16 protein-coding genes are annotated in these 18,021 nt (G+C 60.6%); 9 read left to right on the top strand and 7 right to left on the bottom strand.

The genetic code is table 11. The annotated features are described in order from the left end of the window. Nucleotides 1–172: 172 nt before the first annotated feature. On the bottom strand, nt 173–2,653 hold the full coding sequence (locus CQ009_RS16390; RefSeq protein WP_105707461.1) for a beta-galactosidase: 2,481 nt from the start codon (nt 2,651–2,653) through the stop codon (nt 173–175). A 95-nt stretch (nt 2,654–2,748) separates the two neighbouring features. Then, entirely contained in the window at nt 2,749–4,893 is a 2,145-nt protein-coding gene (gene dinG / locus CQ009_RS16385) for an ATP-dependent DNA helicase DinG (protein ID WP_064393080.1), read from the bottom strand. Between the two features lie 99 nt (nt 4,894–4,992). On the opposite strand from dinG, the gene CQ009_RS16380 reads away from it, so the two are divergent. Next, nucleotides 4,993–5,451, top strand: a complete 459-nt coding sequence (locus CQ009_RS16380; protein WP_105707458.1) for a CopD family protein — start codon at nt 4,993–4,995, stop codon at nt 5,449–5,451. Between the two features lie 107 nt (nt 5,452–5,558). Here the strand turns inward: CQ009_RS16380 and CQ009_RS16375 are convergent, their stop codons facing one another. From CQ009_RS16375 to CQ009_RS16360, 4 genes are all read right to left on the bottom strand, one after another. Beyond that, complete coding sequence (locus tag CQ009_RS16375) at nt 5,559–6,317, bottom strand: hypothetical protein (RefSeq protein WP_105707455.1); 759 nt, start codon at nt 6,315–6,317, stop codon at nt 5,559–5,561. Continuing rightward, a complete protein-coding gene (locus CQ009_RS16370) occupies nt 6,310–6,591 on the bottom strand; it encodes a DUF1145 domain-containing protein (RefSeq protein ID WP_064393083.1) in 282 nt (93 codons plus the stop codon). The genes CQ009_RS16375 and CQ009_RS16370 overlap by 8 nt, the downstream gene beginning before the upstream one ends. 163 nt (nt 6,592–6,754) lie before the next feature. Beyond that, nucleotides 6,755–7,477: an OmpA family protein gene (locus tag CQ009_RS16365; RefSeq protein WP_064393084.1), complete on the bottom strand. Its 723-nt coding sequence runs from the start codon at nt 7,475–7,477 to the stop codon at nt 6,755–6,757. Nucleotides 7,478–7,566: 89 nt separating this feature from the next. Continuing rightward, a complete protein-coding gene (locus CQ009_RS16360) occupies nt 7,567–8,262 on the bottom strand; it encodes an OmpA family protein (RefSeq protein ID WP_064393085.1) in 696 nt (231 codons plus the stop codon). Nucleotides 8,263–8,461: 199 nt separating this feature from the next. Between CQ009_RS16360 and CQ009_RS16355 the strand changes: the two genes are divergently transcribed. From CQ009_RS16355 to CQ009_RS16340, 4 genes are all read left to right on the top strand, one after another. Further along, nucleotides 8,462–8,959 carry a DUF6231 family protein gene (locus tag CQ009_RS16355; RefSeq protein WP_064393086.1) on the top strand — a complete coding sequence of 166 codons (498 nt, stop codon included), beginning with the start codon at nt 8,462–8,464 and terminating at the stop codon, nt 8,957–8,959. Between the two features lie 4 nt (nt 8,960–8,963). Next, on the top strand, nt 8,964–9,440 hold the full coding sequence (locus tag CQ009_RS16350) for a YchJ family protein (protein WP_105707453.1): 477 nt from the start codon (nt 8,964–8,966) through the stop codon (nt 9,438–9,440). Between the two features lie 113 nt (nt 9,441–9,553). After that, a complete protein-coding gene (locus CQ009_RS16345) occupies nt 9,554–10,048 on the top strand; it encodes an LEA type 2 family protein (protein ID WP_064393088.1) in 495 nt (164 codons plus the stop codon). Then, entirely contained in the window at nt 10,045–10,254 is a 210-nt protein-coding gene (locus tag CQ009_RS16340) for an SEC-C metal-binding domain-containing protein (protein WP_008083915.1), read from the top strand. Before CQ009_RS16345 ends, CQ009_RS16340 begins: the two co-directional genes overlap by 4 nt. A gap of 201 nt (nt 10,255–10,455) precedes the next feature. On the opposite strand, the gene CQ009_RS16335 is transcribed toward CQ009_RS16340, so the two are convergent. Next, the gene (locus CQ009_RS16335; protein WP_105707450.1) at nt 10,456–11,013 is read right to left on the bottom strand and encodes a cysteine hydrolase family protein; all 558 of its coding nucleotides are present in this window, start codon (nt 11,011–11,013) and stop codon (nt 10,456–10,458) included. A 146-nt stretch (nt 11,014–11,159) separates the two neighbouring features. On the opposite strand from CQ009_RS16335, the gene CQ009_RS16330 reads away from it, so the two are divergent. From CQ009_RS16330 to CQ009_RS16310, 4 genes are all read left to right on the top strand, one after another. Next, the gene (locus tag CQ009_RS16330; RefSeq protein ID WP_105707448.1) at nt 11,160–11,804 is read left to right on the top strand and encodes a glutathione binding-like protein; all 645 of its coding nucleotides are present in this window, start codon (nt 11,160–11,162) and stop codon (nt 11,802–11,804) included. Nucleotides 11,805–11,995: 191 nt separating this feature from the next. Further along, complete coding sequence (locus tag CQ009_RS16325; RefSeq protein ID WP_105707446.1) at nt 11,996–14,446, top strand: penicillin acylase family protein; 2,451 nt, start codon at nt 11,996–11,998, stop codon at nt 14,444–14,446. A 621-nt stretch (nt 14,447–15,067) separates the two neighbouring features. Further along, nucleotides 15,068–16,102, top strand: coding sequence for a ligase-associated DNA damage response exonuclease (locus CQ009_RS16315; protein WP_105707442.1), 1,035 nt, complete (start codon nt 15,068–15,070; stop codon nt 16,100–16,102). Continuing rightward, the gene (locus tag CQ009_RS16310) at nt 16,099–17,787 is read left to right on the top strand and encodes an ATP-dependent DNA ligase (protein ID WP_105707441.1); all 1,689 of its coding nucleotides are present in this window, start codon (nt 16,099–16,101) and stop codon (nt 17,785–17,787) included. Before CQ009_RS16315 ends, CQ009_RS16310 begins: the two co-directional genes overlap by 4 nt. The last annotated feature ends 234 nt before the right edge of the window (nt 17,788–18,021 follow it).

Raw genomic sequence — 18,021 nt, 5'->3', positions numbered from 1 at the left:
AACGCTCTACAAAGTGGCCCGCATTGTTCCAGCCCTTGAGGGATTTGGGAACAGCTGCGGGCCAGACGGTTAAAAGCCAAGTCAAAAGATCGCAGCCTGCGGCAGCTCCTACATGGATTGCGTTTCCATGTAGGAGCTGCCGCAGGCTGCGATCTTGTTAGAGCATCACAGGTTAGTGACCATTGCCGGAATGACCACCGGCATGCCCTGCCCCCGGACCTTTACCGGCTTCGCCTTTGCGGCCGCCCTCAGCCTCATGCCCCGCTGCGGCGGCCGCTTTCTCAGCCTCTTTGCCAAGCTGATCAATCGCCTGCAAATTGCTCTTGCGCACCGATTCGACGAAACCCTGATACGGCAGATCTGTCACCTCGACCAGACCGAAATGACCGTTCTCGCCATCCAGCAAACGCCCGGTCACCGGTTGATCCAGATACTGGAACCAGTGCACGCCGACAATCGAAGGCTCGCTCAAGGCCTGCTTGAGGAAATTGGCATACGCCGGGCCACGATCCTCTTCCTTGCTCAGTTGCGTCACGCCGCCCCAGAACGGGCCGCGATCAGCGGAGCCGAAGTTGAACTCGGTAATCAACACCGGTTTATCCAAAGCCCGCAGCGCGGCAAAGTCATAACCATCCTGCGGCGTGAGCGTGTACATATTGAAACTCAGCACATCGCAATACTGCGCGCAGGACGCCACGGCTTCCGGGGTGCTGATCGCAAAGCGCCCGCCCAACAGCATCTGATTCGGCGCGTGCCATTTCAGCGAATCGGAGATGGTCTTGAAGTAGGTGTCGGCAAAGACCTTCTGGAAATATTTGAAGTCCGCTTCGATTTCCGGGTGTTCGGGATTCGGCAATGGCGGCACAAAACCCGGGTCTTCCATCAGCTCCCACGCCGGCAGATCAATGCCCCATGCCTTCGACAACCCGGCCTGATTGCGGTACTTGTCGCGCAACTGCTTGAGGAACGCGCGCTTGGCCGGCACGTCGGTGGTCATCTTCAACGTGCCGTAAGCCAAGGCGTAACGCGATTTCGGATCGTCGCCCGGTCCGGCCCAAGCCAATTCGTTGTCAGCGTAATAACCGATCAGCCAAGGATCATCGCGATGGTCGCGGGCGGCGATGGCCACGGCACGCTCGGTGGCCATGGCGAAACGCGGATCGAACGGATCCGGCATGCCGCCCCACCAGTCGCTGCCGGTGCTGATGCTGGTGTAGTCGCCGACAATCGACAGCGGCAAGGTGTACGGCACGCGTTCGGCTTCACTGAGCGAATCGGCGCTCCAGTTGCCGACCGTGTTGAAACCCCAGGCTTGCAGGCGATCAAGCGTGTGGTTGGCCCACTGCGACTCATCAATAGTTGCTTTGCACGGTGCGGCAGCCGGTTCGCTGGCCACTTGCACGGTTTCAGTCTTGGCCGCTTCGGCGACGCCTGACTTCGGCTCAGCCGGCACAGCGACAGGTTCTGATGCCTTGGCGGCAGCGGTTTCTGCCGCTTCAGTCTTCGCCGCTTCAGCGACCCCGGATTTACTTTCGCTGTCCCCTTTGCACGGCTCGCCGTACACGCGCTGCAGGTTGGCGCCGTAGAAGTCATACCAACGCCCGTTGCCGTAGCCTCGACCTTGATCTGCGCCATTGCCGCCACGGTTGTCGCCTTCACCAAAGTGACTGGCCAGCGGCTCATCCGGTTTCGGCAAGGATTCGAACATGAATTCGCGACCCGCCACATAAGTCTGGCTGACGTCCGGGCTGACAGTGTTGACGCCGAGGGAGTAGAACGGATGCCCCTCAGGCGTGACCAGGTACCAGCGGCCGTCACGTTTTTCGGTGCGGAAGAAACCGCTGGCCTTGAACGCCGGGCCTTTGCTCCAGCCACCGAACTTGTCCAGCGATGACTTTTCGCGCTCGGCCAGCCAGGTTTTCAGCTGTTGCTGTTCCTTGGCGGCAGCGGATTTCAGCTGTTCATCGTTAGCGATTTTTTCTGGCCACTTGCTGCGAGTCGATTGCCCGTAAGCGTCGACCAGATTGCCATACACCGCTTGGCTGACCGACTCGCCGTCCTGCACGCCGAAACGCTCAAGCAGCAAGCTCTGCGCGACTTTCGGCTGATCCATCGACAAACTCACCGACACCACTTGGCTGCGATCAATCTCGCCGCTGCTGCTGGCCAGCAAAATGCGCTGACCATCGACAGTCATCGGCATCGGCGGGCCGGCCTTCATGCCTTGGCTCAACGGCGCAGTAGCCACTAGTGGCACCAGCAACGTCTGCGCAGGACCGGCCGGCAGATCGACGCGGCTGACCAGTGTGCGGCCGTCATTGCTCTGGATCTGCACGTAAACGGTAACCGCCCAGTTCATCGCACTCTGCAGGCGCAGGGTCATCATCCCCGACTGCGACCAGTCCCACGCACCGGTTTGCGGCGTCAAACGCAAGGTCGGGCGGGCCACCGGGTTGAAGGTCACCCGGCGCAGCACTTCGCCCTCGGGGGTTTGCTCGGCGTTGGCTTGCGGCAGATCAGCATTTTCGGTGGCGATTTTCACCACGTCGGCAGGACGGACAAAGTTGAACAGGGTCTGCTGCCCCGCAGGCGCCGCGAGTAGCGGCGTGGCGAAGATCAAGGCGAATACGGCAGGCAACGAACGGCGGATCATAAGAACGGAGTTCTCCCTAACGACCAACATTGGCCAATGGAAAAGTGATGGCAGAGAGATAGACAACACGGCGGGCAAAACTGCCCACCGTTGTCTCAGGATATTTCACGACGGAAAGGCGGCAACGCATTGAGGATCGCCTTGCCATAGCGCTGGGTGACCAGGCGCCGATCCAGCAAAGTGATGGTGCCGCGGTCTTCTTCGGTGCGCAGCAGACGCCCGCAAGCCTGAACCAGCTTCAGCGAGGCATCGGGCACGGAGATTTCCATGAACGGATTGCCGCCACGGGCCTCGATCCACTCCGACAGCGCCGCTTCGACCGGATCATCCGGCACCGAGAACGGGATCTTGGCGATCACCACGTGCTCGCAGTAGGCCCCCGGCAAGTCGACACCCTCGGCGAAACTGGCGAGACCGAACAGCACGCTGGAATCACCGCCATCGACCCGCGCCTTGTGCTTGTTCAGGGTTTCCTGTTTCGACAGGTTGCCTTGAATGAACACTTGCTTGCGCCAGTCGCGATCGAGGCCGTCGAACACGTCTTGCATCTGTTTGCGCGAAGAGAAAAGCACCAGGGTGCCGCGCGAACCTTCGACCAGGTCCGGCAGCTCACGAATGATCGCGGCGGTATGCGCGGCGGCATCGCGTGGATCGGCCTTCAGATCGGGCACGCGCAGCACACCGGCGTCGGCGTGATGGAACGGGCTCGGCACCACCGCGGTGACGGCTTTTTTCGGCAGACCGGCGCGCATGCGGAAGCGGTCGAAAGTGCCCAGCGCGGTCAGGGTTGCCGACGTTACGAGGCAACCATAGGCGACATTCCACAGACTGCGACGCAAGGTTTCCGCCGCCAGAATCGGGCTGGCGTTGACCTCGATGTCGAACAGCGAACCGCTTTCGGCCAGGGTCAGCCAGCGCGCCATTGGGGGGCTGTCTTCCGGATCTTCGGCGGTGAACGCCGTCCACAATTCCCAGTTGCCGGAGGCGCGGGACAACAGGCTGCCGAACAGCGGATACCACTCTTCGGCCTGATTGCTGGCGATGCCGATGTTGACCTCGCCGTCCATGCCTTCCTTGAGCAGGTCGGTGAGGCGCGTGAACAGATCATTGAGGCGCGAAAAGCCCTTTTTCAGCTCGATGCCCATTTCGCGGATGTGCTCGGGAATCACCCCGGCGACAAAACGATAACGCGGCCGCTCACGGCCCTCGACATCTTCGCCGGGCTTGAAGTCGGCAACCTGCTCGCAGGCGCTGAACATGAACTGTTGCTGGGCCTTGATCTCCCGCGCCAGTTCCGGCACTTGTTCGATCAACTTGCCGAGATCGCCCGGCAGCGGATGCTGGGCCAGCAGCTTGGTCAGGTTTTTCGCCGTGGTTTCCAGCCAGTCGGCAGTGGAACGCAGGCGCGTGTAGTGAGCGAAGTGGCCGATCGCCTTGTCCGGCAAGTGATGGCCTTCGTCGAACACGTAAATGGTGTCGCGCGGATCGGGCAGTACCGCACCGCCGCCCAAAGCGAGGTCAGCCAAGACCATGTCGTGGTTGGTGACGATCACGTCGACCTTGCCCATGCCTTCGCGGGCCTTGTAGAAGGCGCACTGGCCGAAGTTCGGGCAATGACGGTTGGTGCACTGGCTGTGATCGGTGGTCAGACGCGCCCAGTCGGCGTCTTCCAGCGCATTCGGCCAACTGTCACGATCGCCGTCCCACTTATTGCCGGCGAGTTTCTCGATCATGCTGGTGAACAGCTTCTGACTGGCCTCATCGACCTCGATCTTGAAGCCTTCTTCTTCGAACAGCTGCGCGGTGGCAGTTTGCGCGTGGCCTTCCTGCAGGAGCATGTCGAGTTTGGACAGGCACATGTAGCGGCCACGGCCCTTGGCCAGCGCGAAGCTGAAGTTCAGCCCGCTGTTGCGCATCAGGTCAGGCAAATCCTTGTAGACGATCTGTTCCTGCAGCGCCACGGTCGCGGTGGCGATGACCAAGCGTTTGCCGGCGAGCTTGGCGGTCGGAATCGCGGCCAGGCTGTAGGCCACTGTCTTGCCGGTACCGGTGCCGGCTTCCACCGCAACAATCGCGGGGTCGCCACTGCGCCGGCCTTCGTCGTCGGTGTCGATATCCCCGAGGACTTTGGCGATTTCAGCGATCATCAGGCGCTGGCCGTAACGCGGCTTGAGGCTCTTGGCCTCTAGAAAACGCGAGTAGGCGCCCTGGATCGTGGTTTTGAGTTCAGTGCTGATCATGAATTTTCGGGCGCAAAAAACGCTGGATAAATTTTCAGTGGTTTCGGATGGCGGCTATCATACCCCGCTAATTAATCCCGCGCAGAACGGAGTGCCCCAATGACACCTTTTAGCCTCGTCTATCCCCTGCATGTGCTGTCCGCCCTGGTCTGGGTCGGCGGTATGTTTTTCGCCTGGATGGTCTTGCGCCCGGCGGCTGTGAAGGCCCTCGACGGTCCTGCCCGGCTGACCTTGTGGGTGGAAGTGTTTCAAGGTTTTTTTCGCTGGGTCTGGGTTGCGGTGATCCTGCTGCCGATCAGCGGCGTGGGCATGTTGCATTTGCAGCAGGTCGGGTTCGAGACCGCGCCGAAATATGTGCAGGTGATGATGGGCTTGTATGTGGTGATGACGGCGCTGTTTATCCGCATTCAGGGGTTGATGCTGCCGGAGCTGCGGAAAGCGGTGGACGCGAAGGACTGGCCGGCGGGTGCGGCGGTGCTGGGGCGGATTCGCCGGGTGGTGGGGCTTAATCTTATTGTCGGGTTGGTGCTGGTGGCGATTGCGGCGGCAAGACCGTGATCGTTCCCACGCTCTGCGTGGGAATGCCGCAAGGGACGCTCTGCGTCCAGTGACGCGGAGCGTCACGGGCTGTGTTCCCACGCGGAGCGTGGGAACAATCAGTGATCTTACAGGCGCTGCACAGTCACAGCACCCGCCGCCCCCACCGGCCCAGGCTGTCCATCCGCCCCGGCCTTGCCGTTCTTGCCGCCATCGGCGCGGTACACCAGACAACCCTTGGACTTGCCGCCCTTGCCTGCCTTGCCGCCAACACCCGCCGGGCCACCGGCACCGCCAGCAACATTGACCTTGATCAGCTCGGCCGGAAATTCGCGCGGCACTTCAAGGCGCACCAGCGCACCCGGTGCGCCTGGCTGACCGTCACTGCCGTTGCTGCCATCAAAACCGTGCCCGGCCGAGCCATAGGTGCAGCCCGGGTCTTCACCGTTGCCGCCGTCCAGCCCGACAAAACCCGGCGCGCCGGTGCCGCCACGGGCATCGACCAACAGTTGCGGCGCGTTCAACGCCTTGAATTGCAGATTCAGATTGCGTCCGGCTCGGGCGGCTTTTTCATAAGTGCCCGGCGCTCCACGCGCAGTAATCTGGCTGCCATCGCTCAGCTCTGCGCGAACGACCTTCATGTCCAAAGCGTTCTCGCCCGGAACAATCGCGATGCGTGCTTCATGGCCAAGACGCAACTCACCGACACTCAACTCGGTCACGTTGGCCGGAATCAGCAGCGTGCCGTAATCAGCGACTTCGAGTTTCTCCAGTTGCAAGGTACTGGCGGTGTTGGGCAGGCGCATCAGCGAATTGGTTTCGACGCTGACCACTTGGGCGCAGGCCAAAGGGCTGATGAATGCAGCGAGCAAGCAAAGTTTACGCATGGGAAGAAGCCTCCGGAGCGGCCGGGGCCGGGATGGTTTGCAGGTGGAATACGCCGAACAACAGGATGCGGCCACGGTCACGCCAAGGGTGCGGACGGCCTTTGAGGCTGCGGTTGCACAGCAACACTTCGAGTACATGGATCAGCAACAACAGACCGCCGGCCAGATTGACCAACAGATTCAACGGATGTACGAACGGCACCAGCTGATTGGCCAGCACCACGCAGCAGAACAGCAGGGTCAACAACCGCCCCAGCCCCCAGAACACTTTCATACGCTCCCCCGTGTTGCGAATTATTCTTTGGGCGCACAGTAACGGCTTCTGCGGGGGATAAGCCAGAGGGGCAATTGAAAAAAAACCTGTCGCCTGCCAAATGGCTGCCGAAACGACGCCGATCGTCGTCCGGCAGCTCTAGCCTGCGCCCTACAGACGCGTCCTAACGATTGATGTGCAACTCCACCCGGCGGTTCTGCGCGCGGCCTTCATCGGTGGCGTTATCGGCGACCGGCTCGCTTTCACCGCGACCCTCACTGGTGAGTTTGTTCGGCGCCAGGCCCTGGCTCAGCAGATAAGCGGCGACACTGCTCGCACGCCGTTCCGACAATGCCTGGTTGTAGGCATCCGACCCTTTACTGTCGGTGTGACCGATGACCTTGATGCTCACCACGTCGGCATTGCGCAGTTTGTCCATCAGCGTATCGAGCTGGGCTTTGGCAGCCGGGGTCAGGTCGGACTTGTCGAAATCGAACAGCACATTGCCGGCATCGCTGAGTGTGATGACTTCCGTCTGCGGTGCAGGCTCCGGCACTTTTTCTGTGACCGGATACTGCGGCAATGGACATCCACGGTGATCGACCGGGGTATTGGCCGGCGTATCCGGGCAACGGTCGCGGCGGTCGAACACGCCGTCGTCGTCTTCATCGCCGTCCTGGGCGTAACAGATCAGTCCGCCGGTGAGTATCCCCAGCGCCGCTCCGCCGCCGGCCCAGCCAGCACTTTCAATGGCGCCGAGACCGCCACCGACCAGCCCGCCGATAAGGCTGCAGATCGGCCACGTACGTTGATTGAGGGGGGCATCGCCATCGCTGTGAGTGGCGCAACCGGTTAGCAAGCTGCCTAACAGCAGTACCGGCAAGACGGACCTTGAGAAAACAGTCATTGTGAAAGCTCCTGTGTCACCGGCCCATACCGGTTACACAGGAGTAAAGACCCGCATCCGCGACTGCACAAGCCGCGGATGCGAGAGGTCTAGCGGACGATTTTGATTTCGGTACGACGGTTTTGCGCACGACCGTCAGCGGATTTGTTGTCGGCCACAGGCTGGCTTTCACCCAGACCAGACACCGAAACGAAGCTGGCGCGCGGCACACCTTGCTGAATCAGGTAGTCCACCACCGAGTGGGCGCGACGATCCGACAGTTTCTTGTTGTAGGCATCGCTGCCCACGCTGTCGGTATGGCCGGTCACGGTCAGTTGTGCTGTAGAGGATTCCTGTTTCAGGCGCGTGGCGACCTTGTCGAGTACTTGCTTGTCAGGGCCGGTCAATGTGGCTTTGTCGAACTGGAAGTGCACATCACGGATGACAATGGTTTCTTCCTTGACCACTACAGCTTCTTCGACCACAGGTGCAGGCGTTGGTGGAGGGCAACCGTCAGCGTCGACCTGTACGCCTTTAGGCGTGCCCGGGCACTTGTCGCGACTGTCCGGCACGCCATCGCCATCTTCGTCGCCATCACCGTGCACCCAGCAATAAGCCGCTGCCGTGCCACCGATCAGCAACGCGCCGTAGCCGGCCCACGCCGAACTCTCGGTCGCGCCGAGACCGGCACCCACCACACCACCGACCGCCGCACAGGTCGGCCAGTCGGTTTTCTGCAAACCTGCACAACCAGTCAACACACTGGTTAGCAGAATCAAAGGTAATGCTGTCCGAACTATGCTCATCTGGTTTTCTCCTGAGGGATCGGCTTAGAACCGATTCAGGGAGTAAAGACCGGAGTTTTAATCTCCGCCAGCAATAGGCCACCGCTGTTTGCGAGCGTGTTCACAGGACTTTGACGCTTTTGCCGCAAACCCGCGAGACAGGGCGCTAGGCTCCAATGATAGAGCGCGCTAGTCTTGGCGGTCTGATTGAGGAGCTTCGATGAACGTCGCCATTTCTTCCCGCACGCCGCAACAGGCGTTGGCCGCTTTGCTGGATCGCTACGCACCGGCGCGTCTTTTGCTGATCGGCGCCAGCGAGTTTCCGGCCCTGAGCGCCTTTAAAGAGGCGCATCCTGACACCGTCGTCGCCCACGCCGCGCCCGGCGCCTTGCCTGCCGAACTGGCGGCGCAGCGCTTCGATCTGGCGCTGGTGGTCGATTGCCTGGAACATTTGCCCAAGCGCGATGGCCTGAATCTGTTGGGCGGGATTCGTAATCTCAATGCCAGCCGCATCGCGGTGCTGGCGGATCTGTCCGCCAGCGGTTGGCAGGAAACCGACTTCTATTCGCTGGCGCTGCAAGCCAGCGAACGCTTTCAACGCGACGATCAAGTGCTGACGCTGTTCACCTATGATCTGCTTGAATACAAACAAGTCCCCGACTGGCTCAATTCGCGCTTCTGGGCCAATCCGGAAAACTTCGGGAAATACTGGTGGTAATGCAATGAGTACAGCCATTTGCCCTTGCGGCAGCGGCAATCTGCTGGATGCCTGCTGCGGCCATTATCACGACGGCCATCCTGCGCCGTGCGCCGAGGCACTGATGCGTTCGCGCTACAGCGCGTATGTGCTGGGTTTGATCGATTACCTTGTGGCGACTACCCTGCCCGCCCAGCAAGCGGGGCTGGATAGGCAGTCGATCGGCAACTGGAGCGCGCAAAGTACCTGGCTCGGTCTTGAAGTAGAAAGTTCGGAGGTCTTTGGCGGCCAGCCGGAACACGCCTTCGTCACCTTCACCGCGCGCTGGCACGATGATCAGGGTGAACACAGCCATCGCGAGCGCTCCTCGTTCGTGCAGAACACCGGACGCTGGTACTTCATTGATCCGACAGTGCAAATGAAGCTGGGGCGCAATGACAGTTGCCCGTGCGCGAGCGGGCAGAAGTTCAAGAAGTGCTGTGCAGCGTATTTCGGCGCTTAAGATCAAAAGATCGCAGCCTGCGGCAGCTCCTACAGAGGTAGGCGATCTCATGCAGGAGCTGCCGCAGGCTGCGATCTTTTAGGACTAGACTGAGCATCAAAGGGAGTTATCACATGCTCGGTCGCAGGCGCACATTTCAGTTCTTGATGCTTACGCTGGTACTCAACCTCGGCGGTTGTGCGTCGTGGTTCAGCGATGACAGCGTCGACCCCGCCGTGCACCTGGTAAAAGTCGAGGTGGTGCGCGCCAAGCTGCTCGAACAGAAATTCATCCTGCACTTTCGCATCGACAATCCCAATGACAGCGACCTGACCGTGCGCGGTCTCGAATACCGCATTCATCTGGCCGACATGTTGCTGGCCGAAGGCGAGCATGAACACTGGTTCACCGTCGGGCCCAGGCACAGCGCCTATTTCAAAGTGCCGATCCGCACCAACCTCTGGCCGAAGGTAAAAGACGTGGTGAAACTGCTGAAAAATCCGAATCAGCAGATTCCCTATCGTTTGCAGGGCGAAATGGAAACAGGTTTATTCATCGCCCACTACGTGCACCTTGAGCGCAATGGCGTGATAATCCCCGCCGATTTAATTCCGGAGCAACACCGATGACCCAGCAACCTCATGTCCATGGCCCAGACTGCAACCACGATCATGATCATGACCATCATCACGATCATGACCACGGCCACGTGCACGGCCCGAACTGCGGCCACGCCCACCAGGAACCGGTGCGCAATGCCCTGAAAGATGTCGGCCGCAACGATCCTTGCCCATGCGGCAACGGCAAGAAATTCAAGAAGTGCCACGGCGCGTGATGCCCGGGGCGGACAGTCGTTTCGCCTGACACACCGCTTTCGCGAGCAAGCTCGCTCCCACCGTTGATCTGCACTGAACATTTTTTTTGTGGACATCCGCAGGCCCTGTGGGAGCTGGCTTGCCAGCGATGAGGCCGGCACATTCAACATTGATGTCGCCTGTTACTCCGCCATCGCTGGCAAGCCAGCTCCCACAGGTTATCAGTCGGCTGCCAAAATCTGTGCAGCACTGACCACCGTCGCATACTCCCCCTGCAAATTCCCCAGCGACATTGCGTGCACCTCTTCCGCCGTGCGCAATGTGCCGAAATAATCGGCCTTGTCGAAGGTGAAACAGGCATCCTCCGCCACCCACGCAGCAAAGCCAAGATTGCCCGCCGTACGCGCCGTTGACTCCACCGAGTTGTTGGTCGCCACACCGACGATGACCAACTGCCCGATGCCCGCCTCGCGCAACTGCGCCTCTAATCCGCTGGCACAAAACGCATCCGGCACCTGCTTCTGAATCAGCCATTCGCCATCCTGCGGCAAAAACCTGTCCTGAAATTCCACCCCTTCCTGCTCGGGCCAGAACACCGAATCCAGCTCACGCGACAGATGCTGCACATGAATCACCGGCCTTGCACTACGCCGCCACAGCCCCAACAGATCAAGGATTCGCTCTTGCGCCTGAGGATTGTTTCTTCGCCCCAAACGCGGCTGCAGGATGCCTTTTTGCTGGTCGATGATGATCAGTGCAGCGTTGGCCTGAAGCTCCATGGCGATTTTTCTCATGTGGGGTCATTGAATTTGCCCCAGTTCAGCATCACCTCTTCCAGTCAGGCAAGCTTTCGAATGCACACGGGATCACCTGACGCCGGCGTTTGCTGTCCGCACGCAAATCCATTTCTGCTTTGGAGTTCTCCATGATCGACCTGTATTACTGGACCACCCCCAACGGCCACAAGATTTCCCTGTTCCTTGAAGAAGCCGGCCTGCCGTACAACGTGCACCCGATCAACATCAGCCAGGGTGAGCAGTTCCAGCCACACTTTCTGAAGATCGCGCCGAACAACCGCATCCCCGCCATCGTCGATCACGAGCCGGCCGATGGCGGCGAGCCGTTGTCGCTGTTCGAATCAGGGGCGATTCTTTTATATCTGGCGGAAAAAACCGGCCAGTTCCTGCCCAAAGACCTGCGCGGTCGGCAGACGGCCCTGCAATGGTTGTTCTGGCAAATGGGCGGCCTCGGGCCGATGGCCGGGCAGAATCATCACTTCAGCCAGTTTGCGCCGGAGAAAATCCCCTACGCGATCAAACGCTACATTGATGAAACCGCGCGGCTGTATGGCGTGCTGGACAAACAATTGGCCAACAACGACTTCGTCGCCGGCAGCGAATACAGCATTGCCGACATGGCGATCTATCCGTGGATCGTCTCGCACAAATGGCAAAGCCAGAACCTTGAAGACTTCCCGCATGTGCAGCGCTGGTTCAACCACATCAAGGATCGCCCGGCGACCGTGAAGGCGTATGCGCTGGTGCAGAAGATCAATCCGCCGAAATCCTGAATGAAGATCAAAAGATCGCAGCCTGCGGCAGCTCCTGCATTGGAATGCGCGTCCCTGTAGGAGCTGCCGCAGGCTGCGATCTTTTCCATTCGACAGAAATACACAAATAACCCCCGCCCCCGCTTGCGCGGCCACCTCCTGCTCACTAACGTAGCGCCTTTACTGACGCTACCCCCCGCAGGAGCTTTGCCATGGCCTCGCCAGCCCTTACTCATTTTCTTCCCCGGTTCGGCGTTGCCGCAGCAGTGGCCGGTGTTTTGGGCCTGTCCGGTTGCCAGAACTGGAACGCCCAGGACACCCTGCCGCCGACCTCCGGCGTGCAACCGCTCAAGGGTCTGGCGCAGAACGTGTCGGTACGCCGCAATGCCATGGGCATGCCGCTGATCGAAAGCAATACCTTCCACGACGCGCTGTTCAGCCTCGGCTACGTGCACGCCAGCGACCGCATCAACCAGATGGTCACCCTGCGTTTGTTGGCTCAGGGCCGTCTGGCGGAAATGTCCGGCGCCTCGATGCTCGATGCCGACCGCTACATGCGCGCGGTCAACCTGAAGAAAAGCGCCGGTGAGCTGTACAAGGCTTCGTCGCCACGCCTCAAGCGCTTCTTCGAAGTCTATGCGCGGGGGGTCAATGCCTACCTGTTCCGCTACGCCGACAAGTTGCCGGGCGACCTCGCCTCCAGCGGTTACAAGCCTGAATACTGGAAACCGGAAGATTCGGCGCTGATTTTCGCCCTGCTGAATTTCAGCCAGTCAGCCAACCTGCCGGAAGAAATTTCCTCGCTGGTGCTCGCGCAAACCGTGACCACCGACAAACTCGCCTGGCTGACGCCGTCCGCACCCGACGAGAATCTGCCACTGGCCGAAGCCGACAAGCTGCAAGGGCTCAAACTCAACGGGCAGATTCCCGGCCTGACTGAATTGAGCAGCGCCAGCCAGCAACTGTCGACACTGAACATGCTCGGTGCTACGTCTTCGAACAACTGGGCGCTCGCCCCGCAACGCAGCCGCAGCGGTAAAAGCATTCTCGCCAGCGACGCCCACGGGCCGCTGGCCGCGCCGTCGCTGTGGAGCTTCGTGCAGATCCGCGCCCCGAAATATCAGGCCGCTGGCGTCACCGTCGCCGGTCTGCCGCTGGTGCTCGGTGGCTTCAACGGCAAAGTGGCGTGGAGCACCACCAGCGTGCTCGGCGACAACCAGGACCTGTTCCTGGAAAAAATCCGTCGCCAGGGCAGCAGCCTGACCTATGAGGTCAATGGCAAATGGCAGCCGCTGGGCGTGCGCAACGAAACCTATTTCGTCAAAGGCCAGCGACCGGTTCGTGAAGCGGTGTACGAAACCCGTCATGGCGCGTTGCTCAACAGTGCTCAAGCCGCCGCACAAGGCAGCGGTTTCGGCCTGGCCTTGCAGACGCCGAGCTTCACCGACGACAAGTCGCTGGATGCGTTTTTCGATCTGACCCGCGCACAAACCGTTGAACGTGCTTCGGACGCCAGCCGCGAGATCCGCGCCATTGCGCTGAATCTGGTGTTTGCCGACGCGAGCAACATTGGCTGGCAAGTCACTGGCCGTTTCCCGAACCGTCGTGAAGGCGAAGGTCTGCTGCCATCGCCAGGCTGGGAAGGCCGCTACGACTGGGACGGTTACGCCGACCCGATGCTGCACCCCTACGATCAAGACCCGGCGCAAGGCTGGCTCGGCACCGCCAACCAGCGCGTGATTCCTCACGGTTACGGCATGCAGTTGTCGAATTCCTGGGCGGCGCCGGAGCGTGGCGAACGCTTGGCGGAACTGGCCGGCAGCGGCAAACACGACAGCCGCAGCGTGATCGCCATGCAATACGACCAGACCACCACGTTCGCCGCCAAGCTGAAAAAAGTGTTTGAAGCTCCAGGCATGAAGCAGCCGCTGAAGCAGGCCATCGATGCGCTGCCGGAAGCGGATCGCAGCAAGGCCCGCGAGGCGTTGACGCGGCTGATGGCGTTCGACGGCAAGCTCAGCCCGACATCGGCCGATGCGGCGATGTACGAACTGTTCCTGCAAGAAAGCATGAAGCAGATTTTCCTCGACGAACTCGGCCCGGAATCGAGCGCGGCGTGGAAAGCGTTTATTGCCAACGGGGATTTGTCCTACGCGGCGCAGGCCGATCATCTGTTGGGACGTGAAGACAGCCCGTTCTGGGACGACACTCGCACGCCGCAGAAAGAAGACAAAGCAGTGATTCTTGCCCGCAGTCTTGCGGCGGCGATCAGCGCTGGCGACAGTCAGTTGGGCGGCGATCACCGCGCCTGGCAGTGGGGCAAATTGCACAGCTATGCCTGGAAAAACAGCAATGGTCAGACGGTACGCGGCCCATTGGCGGCGGGTGGCGACCACACCACGTTGAACACGTCGGCCTTCGCCTGGGGTCAGGACTTCAACACCACGCGCGCGCCGTCGATGCGCTTTATCGTCGACTTCGGTCAGGCTGAACCGCTGATGGGGCAGAACGGTACGGGGCAATCGGGTAATCCGCTCAGCCCGAACTATCTCAATGGCATTGATGCGTGGTTGAAGGGGCAATACATTGGTTTGCCGATGCAGCCGCAGAACTTTGACCGGGTGTACGGCAAAACCCGTTTGACTCTTACTCCCGGCAAATAAGGCAAAGGTCAAAAGCCCCTCTCCCTAACCCTCTCCCGGAGGGAGAGGGGACTGATTGGGGGTTGCTGCAGGTCTACGCCGACCTGAAGGAGTGTGCCGAATCCGGAATTTGCTCGGTTCAACTCGTCGGGCATCTCGGTCGGCCTTGTAAATCAAAAGCCCCTCACCCTAGCCCTCTCCCGGAGGGAGAGGGGACTGATTGGGGGTTGCTGCAGGTCTACGCCGACCTGAAGGTGCTGTGCTGAATCCGGAATTTGCTCGGTTTAACTCGTCGGGCATCTCGGTCGGCCTTGTAAATCAAAAGCCCCTCACCCTAGCCCTCTCCCGGAGGGAGAGGGGACTGATTGGAGGTTGCTGCAGACTTGCGCCGACCTGAAGGTGCTGTGCTGAATCCGGAATTGGATCGGTTCGTGTCTTTCCAGATCCGAGATTTGCTTGGTTCTTGCTGTGTCGAATCCATAATCGACTCGGTTTTTCAGGTCGATGGATAGCGCCAGACACCTCGGTCGGCTCCCTCTCCCTCTGGGAGAGGGCTGGGGTGAGGGTTGCTCTTCAAAGTCGATAGAACTTCTGGACTCGCGCCAACCTCATAGCTAACAAGCCCCCATTCCTGGTAACGACATGGACCTTGTTATCGCCCGCCCCGAAGGTCTCTATTGCCCTGCCGGGGATTTCTACATTGATCCGTGGCGCCCCGTCGAGCGCTCGGTCATTACCCATGCCCACGGCGATCACGCCCGCACCGGCAACCAGCATTATCTGGCCAGCAGCGCCAGCGAAGGGATTCTGCGCGCACGACTGGGGCAGGACATCAACCTGCAAACCCTCGCCTACGGTCAGCGCCTCACCCATCACGGTGTCACCTTGAGCTTTCATCCCGCCGGCCACGTGCTCGGCTCGGCACAGGTGCGTCTGGAATACGGCGGCGAAGTCTGGGTCGCGTCCGGCGATTACAAGATCGAGCCGGACGGTACCTGCGCGCCGTTCGAACCGGTGCGCTGCCACACCTTCATCACCGAGTCGACCTTCGGCCTGCCAATCTATCGCTGGCAGCCGCAGGCGCAGGTGTTCGCCGAGATCAATCAGTGGTGGGCAGCGAACATTGCCGCCGGCAAAGCCAGCGTGTTGTTCTGCTATTCGTTCGGCAAGGCCCAGCGGATTCTCCACGGCATTGACGAAAGCCTCGGGCCAATCCTCAGCCACGGCGCGGTCGAGCCGCTGAATCGGGTGTACCGCGAGGCCGGCGTGTATCTGCCGCCGACGATCTACGCCGGTAACGTCGCCAAAAATGATCCACGGATGCGTGAGGCACTGGTCATCGCCCCGCCCTCGGCCGGTGGCAGTAGCTGGATGCGCCGTTTCGGTGATTTCAGCGATGCCTTCGCCAGCGGCTGGATGCGCCTGCGCGGTACCCGGCGGCGGCGCGGTGTTGATCGCGGCTTCGTCCTTTCCGATCACGCCGACTGGCCTGGCCTGTTGTGGGCAATCAACCAGACCGGTGCCGAACGGGTGATGGTCACGCACGGTTCGATCGGTGTGCTGGTGCGTCATCTGCGCGAGAACGGTCTGGATGCGCAAGGCTTTAACACCGAATACGGTGATGACGAGGAAGACAACATCGCCGCCGAACCCACCGTCGCCGAGACTTCAACATGAAAGCCTTCGCCGAGTTGTACGCCGAGCTCGACGCCACCACTTCAAGCAACGCCAAACTGGCAGCGATGCAAGCTTACTTTGCCCTGGCGGCACCGCAGGACGCGGCGTGGGCGGTGTACTTTTTGTCCGGCGGACGGCCTCGGCAATTGGTCCCGGTGCGGATTCTGCGCGAAATTGCCGTGGAGATGTCAGGCCTCGAACCGTGGCTGTTCGAGGAGAGCTATCAGTCGGTCGGCGATCTGGCGGAGACCATTTCGCTGGTACTCCCGGAAAACCCGCACAGTTCTGAAGCCGGCCTCGCCGAATGGATCGAGGACAAACTGCTGCCGCTGCTTGGTGAAACGCCGGAGTTTCTTTCCCGACAATTGCCAGCGCTGTGGGCACAACTCGATCGATCAAGCCTGATGTTGTGCATCAAACTGATCACCGGCAGCTTCCGCGTCGGCGTGTCGAAATTGCTGGTTACCCGAGCCTTGGCCTCTATGGCCGGGCTGGACAGCAAGCGCGTGGCGCAGCGTTTGGTCGGATACACCGACCTGTCGAACCGCCCCAGCGCCGCCAGTTACCTGAAACTGATTGCCCCGGAATCCGCCGACGAACACGCCCAGCGCGGCGGACAGCCGTATCCATTTTTCCTCGCCCACGCGTTGTCGCAACCGGTTGAGGAATTTGAAGCGCTGATCGGCCCGGCCAGCGACTGGCAGATTGAATGGAAATGGGATGGCATCCGCGCACAAGTGGTCAAACGCGAGGGCCGCTTGTGGGTGTGGTCGCGCGGCGAAGAACTGGTCACCGAGCGCTTCCCCGAGCTGGATGTGCTGGTCCACGGTTTGCCGGACGGCACGGTGATCGATGGCGAGATCGTCGTGTGGAAGAGCACGCATCCGCGCACTGAAGACGCCTTCGATCCGCAATCGACCGAACCACCGGCCGTACAGCCCTTCGCTCTGCTGCAACAACGCATCGGCCGCAAGACTCTCGACAAGAAAATCCTCGAAGACGTGCCGGTGGTGGTGCTCGCCTACGACTTGCTCGAATGGCAGGGCGAAGACTGGCGCAACCAGCCGCAAGCCAAACGTCGTGCGCAACTTGAAGAGGTTATCGCAAGCTGCAACAGCCCGGTGTTGCTGCCCTCCCCCGTGCTGACTGGCAGTGACTGGTTCGACCTCGCCCGTCAGCGCGAGGCCTCTCGGCGTTTGGGGGTCGAAGGCATGATGCTCAAGGCGCGGGATTCGCTGTATGGCGTCGGCCGCACCAAGGACATGGGCGTCTGGTGGAAGTGGAAAGTCGATCCGTTCAGTGTCGATGCCGTGTTGATTTATGCGCAACGAGGGCATGGTCGACGGGCTAGTCTCTACAGCGATTACACCTTTGCCGTGTGGGACGGGCCACCGGAGTCAAGCCAACGGGCGCTGGTGCCGTTCGCCAAGGCCTATTCGGGACTGACCGATGCGGAGATGCGTCAGGTCGACAGCATCGTGCGCAAGACCACGGTGGAGAAATTTGGCCCGGTGAGCAGCGTGAAACCGAGCCTGGTGTTTGAGCTGGGTTTCGAGGGCATCGCCCTTTCGCGGCGACACAAGAGCGGAATTGCCGTGCGGTTTCCACGGATGCTGCGCTGGCGACAAGATAAAACCGTGGATGAGGCGGATAGCCTAGCCACATTGCAGGATCTTCTCGCCTGAGTTCAACATGACGCGAAGATCGTTCCTACGCTCCGCGTGGGAATGCCTCAACGGACGCTCCGCGTTCGGCTCTGGATGGGACGCGGAGCGTCCCGGGCTGCATTCCCACACAGAGCGTGGGAACGATCAAAACCTGGTGTTTGATCCGAAAGGGTGCAACGAAATAGCAATGCCCGTTTCCGGGCATCCAACCGCCCTCAACATCCCCCGCCCAACCTTTTAAAACGCTTGTTC

This window comes from Pseudomonas sp. MYb2 (genome assembly GCF_002979955.1).
GTDB lineage: Bacteria > Pseudomonadota > Gammaproteobacteria > Pseudomonadales > Pseudomonadaceae > Aquipseudomonas.
The sequence above is the reverse complement of the archived record's forward strand: the minus strand, read 5'-3'. Positions and strand labels throughout refer to the sequence as shown.

Excerpts from the sequence above, each read along its gene's own strand:
- CQ009_RS16390 (WP_105707461.1), bottom strand. The coding sequence starts at position 2,653 with ATGATCCGCCGTTCGTTGCCTGCCGTATTCGCCTTGATCTTCGCCACG.
- dinG (WP_064393080.1), bottom strand. The coding sequence starts at position 4,893 with ATGATCAGCACTGAACTCAAAACCACGATCCAGGGCGCCTACTCGCGT.
- CQ009_RS16380 (WP_105707458.1), top strand. The coding sequence starts at position 4,993 with ATGACACCTTTTAGCCTCGTCTATCCCCTGCATGTGCTGTCCGCCCTG.
- CQ009_RS16375 (WP_105707455.1), bottom strand. The coding sequence starts at position 6,317 with ATGCGTAAACTTTGCTTGCTCGCTGCATTCATCAGCCCTTTGGCCTGC.
- CQ009_RS16370 (WP_064393083.1), bottom strand. The coding sequence starts at position 6,591 with ATGAAAGTGTTCTGGGGGCTGGGGCGGTTGTTGACCCTGCTGTTCTGC.
- CQ009_RS16365 (WP_064393084.1), bottom strand. The coding sequence starts at position 7,477 with ATGACTGTTTTCTCAAGGTCCGTCTTGCCGGTACTGCTGTTAGGCAGC.
- CQ009_RS16360 (WP_064393085.1), bottom strand. The coding sequence starts at position 8,262 with ATGAGCATAGTTCGGACAGCATTACCTTTGATTCTGCTAACCAGTGTG.
- CQ009_RS16355 (WP_064393086.1), top strand. The coding sequence starts at position 8,462 with ATGAACGTCGCCATTTCTTCCCGCACGCCGCAACAGGCGTTGGCCGCT.
- CQ009_RS16350 (WP_105707453.1), top strand. The coding sequence starts at position 8,964 with ATGAGTACAGCCATTTGCCCTTGCGGCAGCGGCAATCTGCTGGATGCC.
- CQ009_RS16345 (WP_064393088.1), top strand. The coding sequence starts at position 9,554 with ATGCTCGGTCGCAGGCGCACATTTCAGTTCTTGATGCTTACGCTGGTA.
- CQ009_RS16340 (WP_008083915.1), top strand. The coding sequence starts at position 10,045 with ATGACCCAGCAACCTCATGTCCATGGCCCAGACTGCAACCACGATCAT.
- CQ009_RS16335 (WP_105707450.1), bottom strand. The coding sequence starts at position 11,013 with ATGGAGCTTCAGGCCAACGCTGCACTGATCATCATCGACCAGCAAAAA.
- CQ009_RS16330 (WP_105707448.1), top strand. The coding sequence starts at position 11,160 with ATGATCGACCTGTATTACTGGACCACCCCCAACGGCCACAAGATTTCC.
- CQ009_RS16325 (WP_105707446.1), top strand. The coding sequence starts at position 11,996 with ATGGCCTCGCCAGCCCTTACTCATTTTCTTCCCCGGTTCGGCGTTGCC.
- CQ009_RS16315 (WP_105707442.1), top strand. The coding sequence starts at position 15,068 with ATGGACCTTGTTATCGCCCGCCCCGAAGGTCTCTATTGCCCTGCCGGG.
- CQ009_RS16310 (WP_105707441.1), top strand. The coding sequence starts at position 16,099 with ATGAAAGCCTTCGCCGAGTTGTACGCCGAGCTCGACGCCACCACTTCA.